The organism is Parabacteroides sp. HGS0025 (assembly GCF_000969845.1).
Lineage (GTDB): Bacteria > Bacteroidota > Bacteroidia > Bacteroidales > Tannerellaceae > Parabacteroides > Parabacteroides gordonii.
This window is the reverse complement of sequence record NZ_KQ033902.1, coordinates 3,271,976-3,290,127: the sequence shown is the minus strand read 5'-3', so window position 1 is coordinate 3,290,127 and position 18,152 is coordinate 3,271,976. Positions and strand designations below refer to the sequence as shown.

At 43.2% G+C, this 18,152-nt stretch carries 14 protein-coding genes; 4 read left to right on the top strand and 10 right to left on the bottom strand.

The features are described from left to right. Nucleotides 1-15 precede the first annotated feature (15 nt). A complete protein-coding gene (locus HMPREF1212_RS13035) occupies nt 16-651 on the bottom strand; it encodes an HAD family hydrolase (RefSeq protein WP_046150380.1) in 636 nt (211 codons plus the stop codon). 192 nt (nt 652-843) lie between these two features. Here HMPREF1212_RS13035 and HMPREF1212_RS13030 point away from each other — a divergent pair, with 192 nt between their 5' ends. Beyond that, nucleotides 844-2,220 carry a 3-keto-disaccharide hydrolase gene (locus HMPREF1212_RS13030; RefSeq protein ID WP_046149651.1) on the top strand — a complete coding sequence of 459 codons (1,377 nt, stop codon included), beginning with the start codon at nt 844-846 and terminating at the stop codon, nt 2,218-2,220. A 2-nt stretch (nt 2,221-2,222) separates the two neighbouring features. Here the strand turns inward: HMPREF1212_RS13030 and HMPREF1212_RS13025 are convergent, their stop codons facing one another. The 6 genes from HMPREF1212_RS13025 to pgk form a co-directional block, all read right to left on the bottom strand. Then, nucleotides 2,223-3,989 (bottom strand): ArnT family glycosyltransferase, encoded by a 1,767-nt coding sequence (locus tag HMPREF1212_RS13025; protein WP_046150379.1) that lies wholly within the window; start codon nt 3,987-3,989, stop codon nt 2,223-2,225. 97 nt (nt 3,990-4,086) lie between these two features. Then, nucleotides 4,087-5,646, bottom strand: a complete 1,560-nt coding sequence (locus HMPREF1212_RS13020; protein WP_046149650.1) for a DUF4435 domain-containing protein — start codon at nt 5,644-5,646, stop codon at nt 4,087-4,089. Nucleotides 5,647-5,947: 301 nt separating this feature from the next. Then, a complete protein-coding gene (locus HMPREF1212_RS13015; protein ID WP_046149649.1) occupies nt 5,948-8,656 on the bottom strand; it encodes an alpha-L-rhamnosidase in 2,709 nt (902 codons plus the stop codon). Nucleotides 8,657-8,865: 209 nt separating this feature from the next. Continuing rightward, nucleotides 8,866-10,347, bottom strand: coding sequence for a proline--tRNA ligase (gene proS, locus HMPREF1212_RS13010; RefSeq protein ID WP_046149648.1), 1,482 nt, complete (start codon nt 10,345-10,347; stop codon nt 8,866-8,868). An 84-nt stretch (nt 10,348-10,431) separates the two neighbouring features. Then, the gene (locus HMPREF1212_RS13005) at nt 10,432-11,046 is read right to left on the bottom strand and encodes a DUF6563 family protein (RefSeq protein ID WP_052724990.1); all 615 of its coding nucleotides are present in this window, start codon (nt 11,044-11,046) and stop codon (nt 10,432-10,434) included. A gap of 95 nt (nt 11,047-11,141) precedes the next feature. Further along, nucleotides 11,142-12,413 (bottom strand): phosphoglycerate kinase, encoded by a 1,272-nt coding sequence (gene pgk, locus HMPREF1212_RS13000; RefSeq protein ID WP_046149647.1) that lies wholly within the window; start codon nt 12,411-12,413, stop codon nt 11,142-11,144. 318 nt (nt 12,414-12,731) lie between these two features. Here pgk and HMPREF1212_RS12995 point away from each other — a divergent pair, with 318 nt between their 5' ends. The 3 genes from HMPREF1212_RS12995 to HMPREF1212_RS12985 are packed head-to-tail and all read left to right on the top strand — an operon-like array spanning nt 12,732 to nt 15,570. Continuing rightward, nucleotides 12,732-13,877, top strand: a complete 1,146-nt coding sequence (locus tag HMPREF1212_RS12995) for a COG1470 family protein (RefSeq protein WP_046149646.1) — start codon at nt 12,732-12,734, stop codon at nt 13,875-13,877. Nucleotides 13,878-13,880: 3 nt separating this feature from the next. After that, nucleotides 13,881-14,621, top strand: coding sequence for an ABC transporter ATP-binding protein (locus HMPREF1212_RS12990; RefSeq protein WP_046149645.1), 741 nt, complete (start codon nt 13,881-13,883; stop codon nt 14,619-14,621). Then, nucleotides 14,614-15,570 (top strand): ABC transporter permease, encoded by a 957-nt coding sequence (locus HMPREF1212_RS12985; protein ID WP_028726637.1) that lies wholly within the window; start codon nt 14,614-14,616, stop codon nt 15,568-15,570. The genes HMPREF1212_RS12990 and HMPREF1212_RS12985 overlap by 8 nt, the downstream gene beginning before the upstream one ends. An 87-nt stretch (nt 15,571-15,657) precedes the next feature. Here HMPREF1212_RS12985 and HMPREF1212_RS12980 read toward each other — a convergent pair whose 3' ends face one another. From HMPREF1212_RS12980 to HMPREF1212_RS12970, 3 genes are all read right to left on the bottom strand, one after another. Continuing rightward, the gene (locus HMPREF1212_RS12980) at nt 15,658-16,125 is read right to left on the bottom strand and encodes an alanyl-tRNA editing protein (RefSeq protein ID WP_046149644.1); all 468 of its coding nucleotides are present in this window, start codon (nt 16,123-16,125) and stop codon (nt 15,658-15,660) included. Between the two features lies 1 nt (nt 16,126). Next, nucleotides 16,127-16,912, bottom strand: coding sequence for a virulence RhuM family protein (locus HMPREF1212_RS12975; protein ID WP_046149643.1), 786 nt, complete (start codon nt 16,910-16,912; stop codon nt 16,127-16,129). A gap of 82 nt (nt 16,913-16,994) precedes the next feature. Beyond that, nucleotides 16,995-18,056: a GNAT family N-acetyltransferase gene (locus tag HMPREF1212_RS12970; RefSeq protein WP_046149642.1), complete on the bottom strand. Its 1,062-nt coding sequence runs from the start codon at nt 18,054-18,056 to the stop codon at nt 16,995-16,997. Nucleotides 18,057-18,152: the final 96 nt, after the last annotated feature.

Below are 18,152 nucleotides of genomic sequence, written 5' to 3'. Positions count from 1 at the left end.
CTTTTTTTGTTAGGTCTACCACCTCAAATAATCCTCGAAAGTGATCTGTTCGAAATTGGGGATTACTTCATATACCTTATCTTTAAGTGTTTCTTCCGGATTGGTGGTGCTTAGTCCGATTACCCGCATACCGGCATCGGTTCCGGCTTGTATTCCGGCGAAAGAGTCTTCAAAGACGATGCAGTCGGCGGGGGAGACATTCAGGTCGTTTGCTGCCAGTAAATAACACATCGGATCGGGTTTGCCTTTTGTGATACGGTCGGCTGTTACGATCGTGTCGAACATGTTTTCCAGATGATGTAATTTGAAAGCACGTTTCACTTTTAAATCATCAGAACTGGTGACCAGTCCTATTTGTACACCTTGTTCTTTCAGCAGATGAAGAAATTCCATAGAACCGGGCATGGCCGGCAGGGGCATTGTGCTTTCATACTCGGTTGATTCTTTTATTACCATCTGACGGAATTCATCCGTACGATCGGAAAAATACTTGTCCATGATGTAAGGGAGTGTTGTCCCTTTAATTACAGCTGCGAAGTTTTCAATACCTGTTTCATAACGTTCACCTGCTTCATTCCAGAAAATATCATAAATGGGTTCTGTGTCAACTATCACACCGTCAAAGTCAAAAAGAGCCGTTTTGAATTTCATAAAAATACCTTTATTGATTACATTTTGCACACAAAGATAAGCCTATTTCTTCGATAAGAGCGCATCTTTATTAAAATTGCTACACTTTTGCTGGTGAATTATGAATAAACTCTTATCTTTGTGTTCGTACACATTAGTGTATTGATATACCGGAAAAACATTTCTTACTTATAATACTAAAAGGAAAACAGAATGAAAGCAAGTTTGAAGTTGGCAGCATTATCTCTTGTGCTGCTTTGTTCCTGTCAACCGAATGATGGCTGGCAGAAGTTATTCAATGGTAAAGATCTTACCGGTTTCAAACAGTTGAATGGAGAGGCTCCTTACCGGGTGGAAGACGGTTGCCTGGTTGGTACTTCGGTGACAGGCCAGCCGAACAGTTTTATGGCTACCGAACAGGAGTATGGTGATTTTATCCTGGAGTTTGAGGCCTTATGTGATCCTTCTTTAAATTCGGGCGTACAGTTCCGAAGCGAGAGTCGTCCGGATTATCAGAACGGACGTGTACATGGCTATCAATGCGAAATGGATCCGTCCGACAGAGCGTGGAGCGGTGGTGTATATGATGAAGCACGTCGCGGCTGGCTTGTGACACTGGTCGATAATAAACCGGGACAGGCTGCTTATAAAAAGACGGACTGGAACAAATACCGTATTGAAGCGATCGGTAATAATATCCGTATCTGGCTGAATGGTGTAAATACGGCCAATCTTTATGATGACGAAACAGCGAAGGGCTTTATTGCTTTTCAGGTACACGGTATCGGAAAGAATACGGAACTGGAAGGAAAAGAAATCAAATGGCGTAATATCCGTATCAAGACAGAGAATCTGGAAGCAGAACGTATGCAGGGGACTTTGGCTCCGGAAGTGAACCGTGTTCCTAATTACCTGACGGAAGCAGAAAAGGCAGACGGTTGGAATCTGATGTTCGACGGTAAGACAACCAATGGATGGCGTGGAGCCCATAAAGAGGCTTTCCCGGATCATGGCTGGAAGGTTGAAGACGGACAATTGATCGTGCTGAAATCGGGTGGTGCCGAATCTACTAATGGTGGTGATATTGTTTCTGACAATGAATATGCTGCATTTGAACTGAGTCTGGAATTCAAAATCACTCCGGGAGCAAACAGCGGTATCAAGTATTTTGTAACGGAAGCGGAAAAACAGAAAGGTTCGGCTTATGGACTGGAATATCAGATATTGGACGATAAACTTCATCCGGATGCAAAACTATATACCACTTTCCCCGGTAGCCGTACACTGGCAAGCCTTTATGATATGATGCCTGCTCAGAACAAACGTTTCAACGGTGTTGGAAGCTGGAATCAGGCAGTCGTTAAAGTATTTCCGAATAACCATGTGGAACATTGGTTGAACGGTTTTAAAACACTTGAATACGAACGTGGATCGGATGCTTTCCGTGAATTAGTGAAAGGTAGTAAATATGCTGCCCCGTCATATAACGAGGCAGGTCGTTTCGGAGAAGCTCCCCAAGGGCATATCCTGTTGCAGGATCATGGCGATGAGGTAGCATTCCGCAGTATAAAAATTAAAGAACTTAAATAGTCTTATTTCTCACGAACAAAGCTGCACAGAATAATCGGTCGGCGTAGTTCCTGAATGATACGTTCAGAGGAGGTCAATATACTAAATGTGTATTGGCCTTCGTAATTTTTAAGGACTACTTCCAGGTCACTTGGAGTTGTAAAGAAAAATCCACCCTCGGGCATCTCCTGTTCGAAATTATGAAAGCGGTTTCCAAGGTAAAAATTAAGCCCGTACAAATTCCTGTATATTCTGAGATTGTTCATCACAAACATATTATTCTCATTCAACGGATATTCTTTCATCACTCTTTCTGCAAAAGGACGGGCAGAACCGTCCTGACGGATACCACGCATAATGACACCGTCAACCAATAAATTGATCGTAAAGCTTAGAGCGATTGTAGCATACAATATCTTGATATTTATCTTTTTGAACATCTGATAAAGCACTGTCAGCAGCGCCAGCAAGACTATAATAACAATGCAAATAGTCAGTCCGTTGCAATAAGAAAACATATTGGATATAGCTTCAACCTGCGATAGCGTAGCGGCACGGCTCGTATATTGTGAAGCGATAGCTACCGGGTCTATAATTCCAGTCATTGTCAATCCAATAGCGATTAATACAACAGCTGTTACAGAGGATAAAAATGCAGCAAATACGCGGGTTACCTTCGTCCTGTATTCAGTGATATAAATGGCATATTGAGCCAGGAATATGGCAATGAACGGATAAGCAGGCATTAGATATACACTTCTTTTACTGGAAGGTATACTATAAAAAAAGATGATACATACCAACGCTACCAGACTGAATAACTTCTCTTTTTCCATAGAAAGAATGCGGTTCCAGCTATCTTTCAGGATTTCTTTCAGGGACTGGTTGCTTTTCTGCCATTTCAATCCGAAAAGAGAAAAGAAGAAAAAGATTGTCCAGGGTATAAATCCGGCAGCCAGTGTCATAAAGTTATACCAGACACCATTTTCATGTCCCAGGTCATAATTGATTTCAGGCGTATCGAGGTGAAAGAAACGTCCGAAGTTTTCTGCGAGTACAACATCCAGAAACTGATCCCCTCTCTGTTTCCAGGCGGCGATATACCACAACAATGGTAAGAACATGGAAGAAACGCCGATATAAAGTAGCGATTTGAATATAGTAAGCAAACTATATCTGCGAAGCATCAATAAATAAGCTCCAAATGCAAATAAGGGAAGAATCAAGCCCACCGGTCCTTTGGTCAGTACGGCACATCCTAATAATACAGGTATAATGATTGGTAAACCTTTTAGTTCCAGCCTGTCTTCCCACCTGAATAGCTGATAAAGTCCGATAACAATAAAAGTAGTCAGCAACATATCGACCCGGGTTGTCATTGCCGCCCTATGTATTTCTATACAGGTCAGTAGCAGGAGAGTGGCTATAAAAGCCTGTTGGAATTTAATCCTTCGTCCGAAAAAGATAAGCGTGCAACCTATCAGGAATATAAATGCGATGGTAGACGGTAACCGTGCAGTAAACTCTGATACATATCCCTGCGGATAAGAGAAAACAGCCATCAGCCAATGTGCCATAGGCGGTTTGTAAGCAAACTCATTTGCATAAACCTGCGGTAATATCCAGTTTCCTGACTCAAGCATGGATATGGCAACTGAAGCCTCGCGTGGTTCTCCTTTCGTGGAGAAATCTCCCAGGCCGATCCAGGGAAGAACGGAGATTATACAGATGATGATAACCATTGTTACCGGCTTTTGCAGGTAAAGATATTGAAGTGTTGGTGTGCGCATATTCTTCTTGTAAAAAGGACTAAACCAGTTAATGTCGTTGTAATAATGTGCAAAAGAACGATTTTTTACGGACTTTTCCCGCATTTTTGATAACTTTTTATGTCCCTAAGGATTCTTTGATAGATGTGCGTATCACTGCTGCATCCTCTTTGTTTTCCTTCAGTATAGAGAGAATGAGGTTCAGATAACTTTCTTTGTTGCTGATACCGCAGATGTTACACAACCGGCTTTGCGGTAACATTCCCTTCTGATTGTACACGCGAAGGATATTTTTGTAGTCGCAGGTTTCAATATATTGAATAAACTTATCTTTTATCCCATTGTATATTTCATCCACATGTACATTGAAACGGATGCTTTCCACATGTTCAGTCAGTTGTTCGACGGTCGTTATTTTGCGGTCGACTGTCGTTTCCAGTTTCTTACGTACACGATGTTTGGCATGCAGAATCACCTGGCTTTCCAGGTCTTTCTCGAATAGTTTGACTACATTCTCTTTTACTTGGTTGAATACCTGTTCGGGATCTCTCATCAGCCGGCTGGCAACAGTTTTGATAACCGGTTCGAGCATTAGCAGATTCTCAACTTCAGCTACATCGGGAACGAAGATATGCTGATCTCGCAGATAGTCGATCTCTCCCTGCGTACGGCGGTCGCGGTCTACGATCCCCATCGATTCCAGCGTATGGAAGTCTTGCAACTGCCGGAAAGCCTTCGTCGTTTCGATCACCTTCTGGCAACCACCCATCGGCTTGACCATATAATCGGGGAAGATCAGCGGGTAGAGACGGTTGTCGATGCTGTTGGAATCGGTTCCTTCAATGAAAAGGATCGGTTTGCGGCTGCCCAGAATGTCGATATATACTTCTTCGGGCAGACTGTCGTTGCTTTCTATCAGTTGGTAATCCCAGACATGGGCGTCGGCATTATAATCCCTGATCCAGATCCGTTTCCCTTCGGGACGTGAAATAGCAAAGTCAATATCATGTGTCAGATAAACGAATGTGCAGTCGGGGCGCATGGCTTCGATCTCATCCCAAAGCAGGTTCTTGATCGAGTTGTGAAGCAGTATTTCCGGCTCTTCGATGATTAACAGTTCATTCGGTCCGGCACAAAGTACGGCTCCGGTCAGGTAGAAAACGATCTTTTCACCATCACTCATTCTACCGGCCGTGTAGGAGTTGCCGTCGCGGCTGGTAGAGGCCAGCTCGATAAAACCGGACTTCCTGACCAGGCGATTGTGAGGGAACATTTTCTCCCAGATGGCCTGTATGCGGTCTATTTTGGTAACGGGCGGTTCCAGGTCCGGAGTTTGTTTACATGCTTCCTTATAATTTACCGCAGCTTCGAACTCTTCACTTTGCAAGCGCAGGATCAGTTTTTCGTATTCTGAGAGGCGGGGCATGAAGATGCGTTCCGCGATCATCGATTGAAGGCGGGAAAGTTCGTTACCTTCGGGCTGTACATTCTCATCGTTACTGCTGATAAACAAAGAGTGCATTCCCGAAATCTTCATGGATCGATCAGGATAACGCTCCAGCAGATCTCTACCGAATGAGCTTTTACCGGCTCCGTTAGCTCCTATTACAACCAATACGTTTGTATCCAGCGTGATTGGCTCCGGGGCATTCATCTTGGGGGGAAGAATCAGTTCCATACAAGTATAGATTAGTTTTTCTTCCAAAGGTAGTAATTTAAATGAGATCCTATAGCTTTCTAATCCTCAAGTAATAATTCTCTAATGTAAAAGTCCCTATCTATTATATTTTTGACCTTGGTCAAAAACGTTTTTTACCTAGGTGCTAAACGTTTATCACCTGGGTCAAAAAGCTTTACTACCCAGGTCAAAAATATAATAGATAAGGACTTTCGGATTAGTAATAAGTAGCTTTTGCTTTATAATATGCCAGTATTTATACTACTAATAAATGGAATGCCGGGAATGAAAAAGGAGTGCGTCAAAAATGATAACTACCCGAACCGATCTCTATTTCCGTATAGGTAGCAGTGTCGCTTACTTTTCTGATTCCCGGCTGGTTGGCGTGTTTGATTCCGAACTCTTTCGGTATCCGTACAATCGCTGATGTATTGCCCGGAATCGTTATATCCCAGTTGAAAGATCCGTTCTCTTTTTTCCAGGCACTTTTGATTTCTCCGTAGACAGACTCATAAGATGCAGAAATAGAATTTAATCCTTCGGGGAATACCGGCGCCATGACCAGTTTCTTATAAGCGATAGCATCCTGGGCACATTTGATGCCTGCCAGGTCTTCGTAGTACCAGATGATCAGATCGCCCAGCAGCATGACATGGTTGGCGGAGTTCATTGCCGGATCAGCAGTGTCGCCATTCCAGAGTTCCCAGATGGTGGTGGCGCCTTTTTTAACCATATAACCCCAGCTGGGATAGGTCTCGTTCGTGGCAATCTTCCAAGCCATATCTACCCGGCCATATTCGGTAAGGCCGCGCATCAAGTGCTGGATTCCCAGTACACCAGTGCTGACATGACCACTGAAATCTTCCTCTGTTTTCTTTACGATATTGGCAAATACCTTTTCTCCGTATCCATTCGGAACGAGTCCCAGACGCAATGACAACATATTGGCTGTAACCGTATTGTTTCCGTATTGGGCTGTTTCGGGATTGAAATATTTCGCATTGTATGCTTCTTTCATCTTTGCAGCCAATTCCTGATAAGCAGCAATATCATTCTCGTGTCCGCTTAACCGGGCAAATTCGCTCATCATATTCAAAAGGCTGTAATACATGGTAGTGGCCAGGATAGCACCATCGGTTTTACGGGCCGGATCTTGCGAATGGATCAGTTCCTGCGATTCCGGAGGCATACACCAGTCGCCGTAGGTGTCTTTGACGATGATGTAATCTTTCATGGCTGTTTGCTGCATGTGTTCCATCCAGCGTTTCATAGACGGGTAGTGTCTGATGATGCCGCTTTTATCTCCAAACTGGCGATAGAGCAGGTTGGCTACATAGAAATAAGCTGCCGGCCAGGTAACATCGTCGTTATATAATGTCCAATAGCGGGGAGATACATCGGAAATACTTCCTTCGGGACTCTGAGAGTCTTCAATATCCTGCAACCATTTATTATACAGAAGGGCATTGTCGAAGATGAAAGCTTCCCCGTACGCTCCGGTTACGCGGTCGCCCAGCCAGCCAAGGCGTTCGTCACGCTGCGGACAGTCGGTCGGCATTCCCCGGTAATTGCCGCGGATACCCCAATAGGCATTCTTATAGATTTGGTTGACCAGTGGATTGGAGGTTTCAAACTTTCCGGTAGTCTTCATCTCATCATAGATCACAGCACCGGTGAAAGCGGCTAATTCCGGTTTATAATCGAGTCCGGTGATTTCAACAAAACGGAAACCATGATAGACGAATGAAGGTTTCCAACTGAAATTACCATCTTTGGCCGGAGTGTAAATATCGGTGACATTGGCTGTCCGCAGGTTATCCAGATAAAGCGAGCCGTCTTCTTTAAGTATTTCTGCGAATGTCATTGTGATAGGCTGATCTTTTTTCCCTTTCAGGTCGATGGCCAGCCAACCGACCATATTTTGCCCCATATCGATGATATATTTTCCGTCCGGTCTTTCGGTGATGTTGACAGGCTTTATTTCTTCCTGAATGCGAAGGTTGGGATTGGCCTGTACGGTTAATTCTCCCGGTGGAGTTTCCATTACATCGGCCGCCAGCCATTTGGAGTCATCGAAACCGTTTTTATTCCATCCCTCCAGTTCCAGTCGTGCATCATATTCTTCTCCGTCGAATTCGTTGTTGGCAATGATCGGGCCTTTGGATGTTACTTTCCATGAAGTATCGCTGAGGATAGTCGTTTGTGAGCCGTCGGTGTATTCGATCTCTAGCTGTGCCAGCAAAGAGGGCAAAGTTGCTTTTTGCATATCTCTCATTCCGAAGTAACGTCCGTTACCCAATGCAATACCGATCGTGTTTTTATCTTTCGACAGCAGGCCGGTTACGTCGTATACATTATAATATACGCGGTTAGGATACCAGGACGGCCCGGGTGCGAAAATATCTTCACTGACACGTTTACCGTTTATGTAAGACTCGGATGAACCGAGACCTGAAATGTAGAGAACGGCCCTTTGAACGGGTTTGTCTGCTGTAAACTCTTTGCGGAGATAGCGGGCGGCCAGGCGGCTCTTACCCTGATATGTTTCTCCCTGATTGGAAAGATTGTTTTCACCGATCCATGTCGCTTTCCATTCGGAAGGATTAAGTAATGCCATCGACCAGGTGTTTACTTCGCTCCAGTTCGTTGTTCCCTGGTTTGTATTAGATTTAACACGCCAGTAATATTGTTTCCTGGATTGTAACGGACTACCTTCATAAGGAATCTGTATGGAAGCATCGCTTTTTATCTCACCGGTATCCCATAATAAATCATCTCCGTTTTTCAGCTTGTCGGGAGAGTCGGCTACCTGTATCTGATACGAGGTTTGAACGAGATCAGGTGATCCGGAGGAGATTTTCCACATAAAACGGGGTTGTGATACACCTATGCCAACCGGGTTCTCTTTCATTTCAACCCGGAGATCTTTTATCTTGACCGTAGAACCGGAAGTACATCCGGCCAGTATAAAGACGAAAGCGGCCAATAACGAGGATAAGGTTATTTTCATCTGTATTTGTATTAAGTTTATATAGAATAAAAAAGTATTATTTCTTTTGTCACAAAATTAGAGCTTTGGGCATTGGTCTTAGTTCTAATTTTGACTTTTTTCCTATATAAAATGATACAATAAGACTTTTACGCTATACGGATATGAAAAAAGCGGTAAACTCCTTCAATAGAAGGATGCTTACCGCTTTTGTCTTTTTATATTTATTTTTAATAAGCTCGTGCAAACAATACGCGTTGTGCGGAAGGTTTACCGGTAACCATACATTTACCCGGAGTTTTGTCGCCTTCCAGAGGGATACAACGGATAGTTGCTTTGGTTTCGTTCTTGATCAGTTCTTCTGTTTCGGGAGTACCGTCCCAGTGAGCCATAATGAACAGGCCTTCTTCGATCTTTTCTTTGAACTCTTCGTAAGTCTCTACTGTTACCGTGCAAGCAGTACGGTGGTCGAGGGCTTTCTGGAAGATGTTCTGCTGGATCTCTTCCAACAGGTTCTGTACGTATTCTTCGATACCGTCGCAAGTGATGGTTTCTTTTTCCAGCGTATCGCGGCGCATTACCTCGATCGTGTTGTTTTCCAGGTCGCGTCCGCCCATAGCCAGACGTACGGGAACACCTTTCAGTTCGTATTCTGCGAACTTCCATCCCGGTTTTTTGTTGTCTGCATCGTCAAACTTAACGGAGATACCCATCTTCTTCAGCTTGGCAACGATACTGCTTACTTTTTCGCTGATCTGAGCCAACTGTTCGTCGTTACGATAGATCGGAACGATCACAACCTGGATAGGAGCCAGGTGCGGAGGCAATACCAGGCCATTGTCGTCAGAGTGAGACATGATAAGCGCACCGATCAGACGGGTTGAAACCCCCCATGAAGTAGCCCATGCATAATCGCTCTTACCTTCCTTGTCGATGAAAGTAACGTCGAATGCTTTACCGAAATTCTGTCCCAGGAAATGGGAAGTACCGGCCTGCAGAGCCTTTCCGTCCTGCATCATCGCTTCGATCGTATAAGTATCCAAAGCACCTGCAAAACGTTCGCTGGCAGACTTGACACCTTTTACAACCGGCATAGCCATATAGTTTTCTGCGAAGTTAGCATATACTTGCTGCATTTTCTTTGCTTCGATCTCTGCTTCTTCCCGTGTTGCGTGAGCTGTATGTCCTTCCTGCCACAAGAATTCTGCGGTACGGAGGAATAAACGGGTACGCATTTCCCAACGCATCACGTTAGCCCATTGGTTAACCAGAATAGGCAGGTCGCGATAAGACTGGATCCAGTTACGATAGGTATTCCATATAATTGTTTCCGATGTCGGGCGGATGATCAGTTCTTCTTCCAGTTTGGCTGCCGGGTCAACAACAACACCTGTTCCGTCATGATTTGTTTTCAGACGATAGTGTGTTACAACGGCGCATTCTTTGGCGAAACCTTCTACGTGTTCAGCTTCCTTGCTCAAGAATGATTTCGGGATCAGTAGAGGGAAATAAGCGTTTACGTGACCTGTTTCCTTGAACATATCGTCAAGAATACGTTGCATCTTTTCCCAAATTGCGTATCCGTAAGGTTTGATAACCATACAGCCACGTACGGCAGAGTTTTCCGCCAAATCCGCTTTAATCACCAAATCCTGGTACCACTGAGAGTAGTTTACACTTCTCTTAGTCAGTTCTTTCAGCTCTTTTGCCATTTTCTTTAATTCTATGTTATTTTCAATGATTTTCGAATAATGTCGGGCAAAGGTACAAAAATATTTATAAAGCGATCATAGGCTTTATTGATTTAGCTGATTGATTTTCTGTAAATATTTGGATACGATTTCTATATGTTCTTTTAATGCCTCTTTTTCATATTGTTCACGTAGTTCGGGGTAGTCATTAAGGATTTCCATCATTTTTTCCGAACCGACTTTATCCAGCTCTTTTTCAGCCGGATCCATTTCGTAATAAACGCGGGAAGAAGCTTCGTTGGCTGCTTGGACGGCGCCTCCTATAACTCCAAAAGCTGCTGCTGCGTTCGGACCAACCGAAATAGCAGAGAAATATACTTTCCCCCGACATACTATGGCAGGTGCAAACCAGCCTCCGATAACACGTTTTTTGAACTTCAGTTTCCGGCAGTTTACATACAGTGAATCGTTTACTTCTATGGCATAGATTTTTGTTTTGATCAGCTTGTCGGTTTCTTTGTCTCCGTTATAGATCTTATAATCACCACCTCCGGACATGAATATCTGGTTTTTAGTCCGTTTTTCAACTAAAACGCTTAAAGTCGTATTATACGTACCGTTTAATAAGTCTGTGATGTTGTTGTATGACTTACTGGGTTGCTGGGCAAAAAGGCCTTGTGCAAACAGGAAAATGCATAAAATCAGATAGGTAGCTTTCATCTTATATTAAAATTGAATGATTAGGGCGGAAATATAGAAATAAAAAAGGCAACCTTTTCATAAGATTGCCTTTTTTATATAGTTAAAAATACTTCTTATTTGTATGATTCGCCTTTTACAGCTGCGATACCCGGAAGAACTTTACCTTCGATAGCTTCCAGCAAAGCACCACCACCTGTAGATACATAAGAAACGGCGTTAGCAATACCGAACTTGTTTACGCAGGCAACAGAGTCGCCACCACCAACAAGAGAGAATGCACCGTTCTTTGTAGCTTCAACGATAGCGTTACCTACTGCACGAGAACCGTCTGTGAAGTTTTCGAATTCGAATACGCCTGTAGGACCGTTCCAAAGGATAGTCTTTGAGTTCTTGATAACCTCTGAATAGATTTCGATTGTCTTAGGGCCGATGTCAAGACCTTCCCATCCGTCAGGAATTTCGTTAACGTCAGCATATTTAGTGTTAGCGTCGTTGCTGAAAGCGTCAGCGATCTTAGCGTCAACAGCCAATACCAGGTTTACACCTTTTTCTTTTGCTTTCTTCATCAGGTCGAGAGCCAGATCCAGTTTATCGTCTTCAACGATAGAGTTACCGATCTTGCCACCCATAGCCTTTGTGAAAGTATAAGTCATACCGCCTGTTACGATCAGGTTGTCTACCTTGTTCAACAGGTTTTCGATAATTTCGATTTTAGAAGAAACTTTAGAACCACCCATGATAGCAGTAAACGGACGAGCGATGTCGTTCATTACTTTTTCTACGGCTTTTACTTCTTTTTCCATCAGGTAACCGAACATCTTGTGGTCAGTATCGAAGTAATCAGCGATCAGTGCAGTAGAAGCATGAGCACGGTGAGCAGTACCGAAAGCATCATTTACGTAGCAATCAGCGTAAGAAGCCAATCTCTTAGTGAATTCTTTCTGGCTTTCTTTTACTGCTTTCTTAGCTGCTTTCTTTTCGTCGTCTGTAGCATCTTCGGCCAAACCTCTTGGTTTGCCTTCTTCTTCAGCATAGAAACGAAGGTTTTCCAGTAATAAAGCTTCGCCCGGTTGTAAAGCAGCTGCTTTAGCACCAGCTTCTTCGCCAATACAGTCGTTAGCAAACTGAACTTCTACGCCCAGTAACTCAGATACGCGACCCAGGATATGCTTCAGTGAAAATTTATCAGTAGCGCCTTTCGGACGGCCCAGGTGAGAACCTATAATTACACTGCCGCCGTCTGCCAGGATCTTCTTAAGGGTAGGAAGAGCGGCACGGATACGAGTGTCGTCTGTGATGTTGAAGTTTTCGTCCAATGGAACGTTGAAGTCAACTCTTACAAATGCCTTTTTGCCGGCAAAATTGAAATTGTCAATTGATTGCATAACTCTTATATTTAAATTTCTGTATAAAATGTCTTTCTTAGCGCTCGCAAACTTACATAAAAATATTTTATTTCGGTATTACATTTACAGAATAATTCGGTCTATTTAGCAATCGACTCTCTTTGTAAAGTCTATTTATTATTAATGTGTATAACAAATGATATGTGTTTGCTTTGTTTATAGGAGAGCCTGAAACGGAGCAGTTGTTAATAACAGAATAATTTTTTTTTTAAACTTTTAATAGTCGATAATAAAGTCTGTTTATATATTTGTGCGCAGCTATTGATAATCATTTTTGAAAGAAAATTTTTATGAACTATGCAAACTAACTGTTTAAATCTACTTATTGTACTGTTATTGGGTCTTATCCCTTGTAAGATGCACGCCACAGATTCAGAAAAAGGCGTGATGTTGTACACTCCCTACACAAAGATATCTGTGCCGCCGGGAGAATCTATCGACTATAGTATTGACGTCATCAACAAGAGTGACGAAGTGAAAAACGCTAAAATTTCCATTGAAGGAATGCCTCGTGGATGGGACTATGAGATTAAGTCCGGAGGTTTTACTATCAGTGAATTATCGGTTCTTCCGGATGAGAAAAAGAATTTCTCTTTGAAAGTGGAAGTCCCGGTAAAAGTAAACAAGGGAACTTATCAATTTACTGTTTCTGCAGATGGAATGGCAAAGCTGCCCCTTACGATCACCGTCTCCAAACAAGGAACCTACCAGACGGATTTTACAACCACCCAACCTAATATGGAAGGGAATTCAAAATCTACGTTTACATTTAATACGACCATAAAGAACCGGACAGCGGAGCAACAACTATATGCCCTGACCGCCGATGTTCAACGCGGATGGAATGTCGTTTTCAAACCGAACTATAAACAGGCTACTTCCGCCCAGGTGGAACCTAATGCCACTCAAAATATTACGATCGACATCAATCCTCCGGCGAATGTGGCTGCCGGAAATTATAAGATACCTGTTCATGCATCGACCGGCTCGACCTCTGCCGACCTCGAACTGGAAGTGGTGATTACAGGTTCGTATGAAATGGAACTGACTACACCGAGAGGATTGCTTAGCTCAGATATTACAGCCGGTGATGTCAAGCGGATAGATCTGGTGGTAAAGAATAACGGCTCTGCCGAACTGAAAGATATTGCGCTCTCGGCCAGTAAACCGGTGGATTGGGAAGTCACTTTCGATCCGGCTAAGATCGTAAAGTTAGGAGCAGGGCAGAGCACGAATGTCGTAGCCACGGTAAAGGCTTCGAAGAAAGCCCTTCCGGGTGACTATGTTACTAAAATGGAAGCAAAGACACCGGAGGTCAATGCTACTGCCGATTTTCGCATCTCTGTAAAAACTCCGATGATCTGGGGATGGGTCGGTGTATTTATTATTGTAGTAGTGTTGGGTGGTGTGTATTATCTGTTCCGCAAATACGGAAGGAGGTAAGCCATGTCGCAGCATGTTATCGAACTTACCGGCCTGACTAAAAAGTACGGTGGTTTTACTGCAGTAAACGACCTGAATCTCACTGTGGAGAAAGGTGATATATTTGGTTTGCTCGGTCCAAACGGCGCCGGTAAATCAACTACTATCCTTATGATGCTGGGACTGACGGAACCTACTGCCGGGTCGGTTATGGTATGTGGCATAAATTCGACTACCCATCCGATAGAAGTGAAACGGAAGGTCGGTTATCTACCCGAAGATGTCGGCTTTTACGATGATATGACCGGCATCGAAAATCTGGTTTACACAGCGCAGCTGAATGGTATTGCGAAGGAAGAGGCTGTGCAGAAAGCGGTTCAATTACTTGACCGGGTAGGGCTGTCTAATGACGGAAAAAAGAAAGCCGGTAAATATTCTCGGGGTATGCGTCAACGTCTAGGACTGGCGGATGTGTTGATAAAGGAACCTGAAGTGATCATCTTGGATGAACCGACTTCGGGTATTGATCCTTCGGGTGTGCGTGAATTTATGGATCTGATCCGTCAGTTAAGCCATAAAGACGGGCAGACAGTGTTATTCTCTTCCCACCATCTGGATCAGGTTCAGCAGGTCTGTAATCGGGTTGGACTATTTAGCAGTGGCAAGTTACTGGCCGATATCAGGTTGGCGGAGTTGCAGAAAGAGGAGCATGCACTCGAACATATTTATAATCGTTATTTCGAAGGAGGTAAAGAGCATGAATAGAATATATCATCCTTTTTGGGTCATTGTAAATAAGGAAGTATCCGACCATGTGAGGAGCTGGCGGTTTATCATCCTGATCGTTATTATTGCCCTGACCTGTATGGGGTCGCTGTATACTGCTCTGACTAATATCGCAGCCTCCATCAAGCCGAATGATCCGGATAATGCTTTCCTTTTCCTGAAGCTGTTTACGGTTTCGGATGGAACGTTGCCTTCCTTTGTTGTCTTTATCAGCTTTTTAGGGCCTTTATTGGGGATTGCTCTCGGATTTGATGCGATAAACTCTGAACAGAACCGGGGTACGCTTAGCCGTATCTTGTCACAGCCGATCCACCGTGATTATCTGATCAATGCGAAATTTGTAGGAGCACTGATCGTGATAGCGATAATGTTGTTCTCGCTGGGATTTCTGGTGATGGGATTCGGATTGATAGCTATTGGGATTCCGCCTACGGCAGAAGAGTTTTTACGGATGGTATTTTTTATTATCGTTAGTATCTTCTATGTCGGCTTTTGGTTGAATTTGTCGATCTTCTTTTCAATCCAGTTCCGTCAGGCGGCTACTTCGGCGTTGGCTTGTGTGGCTATCTGGTTGTTCTTTAGCGTATTTTATAACATGATTATAAACCTGATCGGGAAAGCATTGAGTCCGTCAGGTTATGCCAGCGATTACCAGATAATCAGTTACCAACGCTTTATGCTTAATTTACTGCGTTTTGCCCCCAGCCAGCTGTTCAATGAAGCAACGACAACATTGCTAATGCCTTCGGTGCGTAGCCTGGGGCCCTTGACGATGGAACAGGTTCATGGCGCAATTCCCAGTCCCTTGCCATTAGGACAGAGCCTGCTGGTGGTATGGCCGCAGTTGACAGGGTTGATTGCCGCTACACTTATCTGTTTTGCTTTATCTTATGTCTCTTTTATGCGCCGGGAGGTGCGCTCGAGGTAATTTGATTTTAATATTTAAAGGCTCCTGTGTTACTTAATCAAAGGAAGTAATCAGGAGCCTTCTTAATATATTAATGTATAGAAATTCTTATTTTGCTTCCAGCTTGAAACGAAGTCTCAGTCTATTATCCGTATAGTCGTAATTCAGTAATTTGAAGCGGCCAATTTCGGATGTATTGTTAACATGGACTCCGATACATGCGCAGGCATCATAATCGCCGATACGTACGATACGCAATGTCTCGCTGGCTTCTTCCGGAAGTTTGCTCAGGTCTACTATATCGGCGGCAGCTTCTTTTGTCATAAACTCGATGACAACCGGCAGATTCTGGTCGATCACTTCGTTTACTCTGCGCTCCACTTCTGCCATAGTTTCAGCAGTAGGTTCTTCCGTTAAAATGTAGTCACACTTGCTCTTCTTCCTTTCTATATGAGCATTTTTGGAACGTGGGCATCCGAACATCCGAACCATTGTCTGGTTCAAAATGTGTTCTGCACTATGCATCGGTGGATACTCTGTCTTATTGTGCTCGTTTAATTGAATTTCTTGTTCCATATTAATTATTTTGATTGATTAAATTTACTACTACTTTTACCATGATGTCTTTTTCATTGGCAAACAGTTCACTCTCTCCAAATTTCCCTTTCAGGCTTCGGATGGCTTCCATTGCATTTTGGTAAGTGGCATGGAATCTGTCGCCTTTTGTAGTCTCTTCGATGGTGAGTTGCTGATAATCATATTTATCTAAGGTATCGAGGGCATAGACATAATCGGTTACTACGGCTAATAAACCTTTTGATTGTTCCGATGTAAGCTGTTCCTGTTTTTTAAGCGTGTTACCGAGGATATGAACCATATCCTTTAATTCTTGATACCGTTCTAATTTTATTTTGTTATTGATGGCATATCCTTTAATAAGGTAGTCTTTCAATATTTTGTTTGCCCAGATACGAAATTGGGTGCCACGTAAAGATTTGACACGATAACCCACTGATATGATAACATCGAGATTATAATAAACGATTTCGCGTGTTTGCGATTTCCCTTTAATAGCTCCATGTGGAGTGGTATGTGCAAATTTTGCACATACCACTTTAGGTTCTAATTCTCCTTCTTTAAAAATACTTTTGATGTGTTTGCCTATCACTGTTCTTTCTCTCCCAAATAACTCTGCCATTTGGGGTTGCGTAAGCCATACGGTATCACCATTCATCTTCACTTCTAATGATATTTGGCTATCTTTAGTCGTATAAACAATAATTGAGGATGTGTCAAATCCATTTATCTGTCTTGATGGATATTCCTGTTTATTGTGTTCGTTTAATTGAATTTCTTGTTCCATCTTAATTGTTTTGATTGATGAGGTTTACTGCAACTTGTTCGAACTTGTGTAATTTTTGCACAGGTTGATTAATGTATTATTTCTACTCCAACTCCTTCCTCAATAGACTATACACATGAATATCCGTGTATTCACCGGAAACCAGTAATTCCCCATCGCGTTCTGTCCCTTCCAGCGTGAAGCCTAAACGCTGAGGAATGGCGTTACTTGGTTGATTGCCTACTGCACATCGTATCTGGATGCGGTTGAAATCTTTTTCAAAGAATGCCCATTCGCAGAGATAATGAACGGCCCGCGTAATAACACCTTTTCCCCGATACTCAGGAAGCAGCCAGTAACCTATTTCCGTGCGATGGTTTGTCCGGTCTGAGAAATGGAAGCCGATCAGACCGCAAATCGCAAAACCTTTTTCGATGATATATATGACATCCCGTTCTTTGTAAGGCACTTTTAATGTGGATTCCAGGAATGACTGTTCATCGGCAACACAGTTTAAGCCATCGACAAACGGTAACCAGATCCGTAAATCCTCACGATGTTTATCGATTGCCTCGTATATGATTTCTGCATCCTCATAAATAGCTTCCCGGATCGTATAACCCGGAATTCCGAAAGAAGAGGAGTGGGGGCGAATGCTTTTTTCAAACGCTTTGCGTTTTTCTCCTCTGTAGGGAACTTCTCCTGAATAACTGAATCCTAAAGAATCTATTAAGCGGAGCATATATTGATTGTCGAAGTTGGTGTCAATGCGAAATTCATAGACGCCCTTGCTACGACTTACTTCTTCCGCCTGCAACATAAAACGTTTTGCCAATCCCTGGCGTTTCATCTCTTCGGCTACGGCCAATCGGTGAACTACCATATAAGGAAGGTCGTTTGTCCATTTACCGTCGATTTCTTTGTAGGCGGGTTCTCCGTCGAAAGAAATAACGCCATAAGTGACAGCTATATTATCTTTATTACAAAAGACATATCCGTCTCCCGATTGAATATCTTTGGCAATGTTTTCAAGTGCCGGATAATTCTCATCCCATTGATGGCTGTTCAACCGTCGCATTTGTGCTTTGGCTTGTTTGATAATTTCCCAGATACGTGTTATATCTGCTTCTTCTGCTTTCCGGAATAGTAAATCTGAATGGTCCATATTGTATTCTTATATTTCAGTGGATGCAAATATAATGATATATTCCGGGCAACAGAATATTTTTTGAAGAAGTGGTGTTCGGAAAGAAAAAGAGCC

What these genes read in the sequence shown, in the direction of transcription:
- HMPREF1212_RS13025 (WP_046150379.1), bottom strand. Translation starts at nt 3,989, where the DNA reads ATGCGCACACCAACACTTCAATATCTTTACCTGCAAAAGCCGGTAACA.
- HMPREF1212_RS12975 (WP_046149643.1), bottom strand. Translation starts at nt 16,912, where the DNA reads ATGGAACAAGAAATTCAATTAAACGAACACAATAAACAGGAATATCCA.
- HMPREF1212_RS13015 (WP_046149649.1), bottom strand. Translation starts at nt 8,656, where the DNA reads ATGAAAATAACCTTATCCTCGTTATTGGCCGCTTTCGTCTTTATACTG.
- HMPREF1212_RS13005 (WP_052724990.1), bottom strand. Translation starts at nt 11,046, where the DNA reads ATGAAAGCTACCTATCTGATTTTATGCATTTTCCTGTTTGCACAAGGC.
- HMPREF1212_RS12970 (WP_046149642.1), bottom strand. Translation starts at nt 18,056, where the DNA reads ATGGACCATTCAGATTTACTATTCCGGAAAGCAGAAGAAGCAGATATA.
- HMPREF1212_RS13030 (WP_046149651.1), top strand. Translation starts at nt 844, where the DNA reads ATGAAAGCAAGTTTGAAGTTGGCAGCATTATCTCTTGTGCTGCTTTGT.
- HMPREF1212_RS12990 (WP_046149645.1), top strand. Translation starts at nt 13,881, where the DNA reads ATGTCGCAGCATGTTATCGAACTTACCGGCCTGACTAAAAAGTACGGT.
- HMPREF1212_RS12985 (WP_028726637.1), top strand. Translation starts at nt 14,614, where the DNA reads ATGAATAGAATATATCATCCTTTTTGGGTCATTGTAAATAAGGAAGTA.
- HMPREF1212_RS13035 (WP_046150380.1), bottom strand. Translation starts at nt 651, where the DNA reads ATGAAATTCAAAACGGCTCTTTTTGACTTTGACGGTGTGATAGTTGAC.
- HMPREF1212_RS12995 (WP_046149646.1), top strand. Translation starts at nt 12,732, where the DNA reads ATGCAAACTAACTGTTTAAATCTACTTATTGTACTGTTATTGGGTCTT.
- HMPREF1212_RS12980 (WP_046149644.1), bottom strand. Translation starts at nt 16,125, where the DNA reads ATGGAACAAGAAATTCAATTAAACGAGCACAATAAGACAGAGTATCCA.
- pgk (WP_046149647.1), bottom strand. Translation starts at nt 12,413, where the DNA reads ATGCAATCAATTGACAATTTCAATTTTGCCGGCAAAAAGGCATTTGTA.
- proS (WP_046149648.1), bottom strand. Translation starts at nt 10,347, where the DNA reads ATGGCAAAAGAGCTGAAAGAACTGACTAAGAGAAGTGTAAACTACTCT.
- HMPREF1212_RS13020 (WP_046149650.1), bottom strand. Translation starts at nt 5,646, where the DNA reads ATGGAACTGATTCTTCCCCCCAAGATGAATGCCCCGGAGCCAATCACG.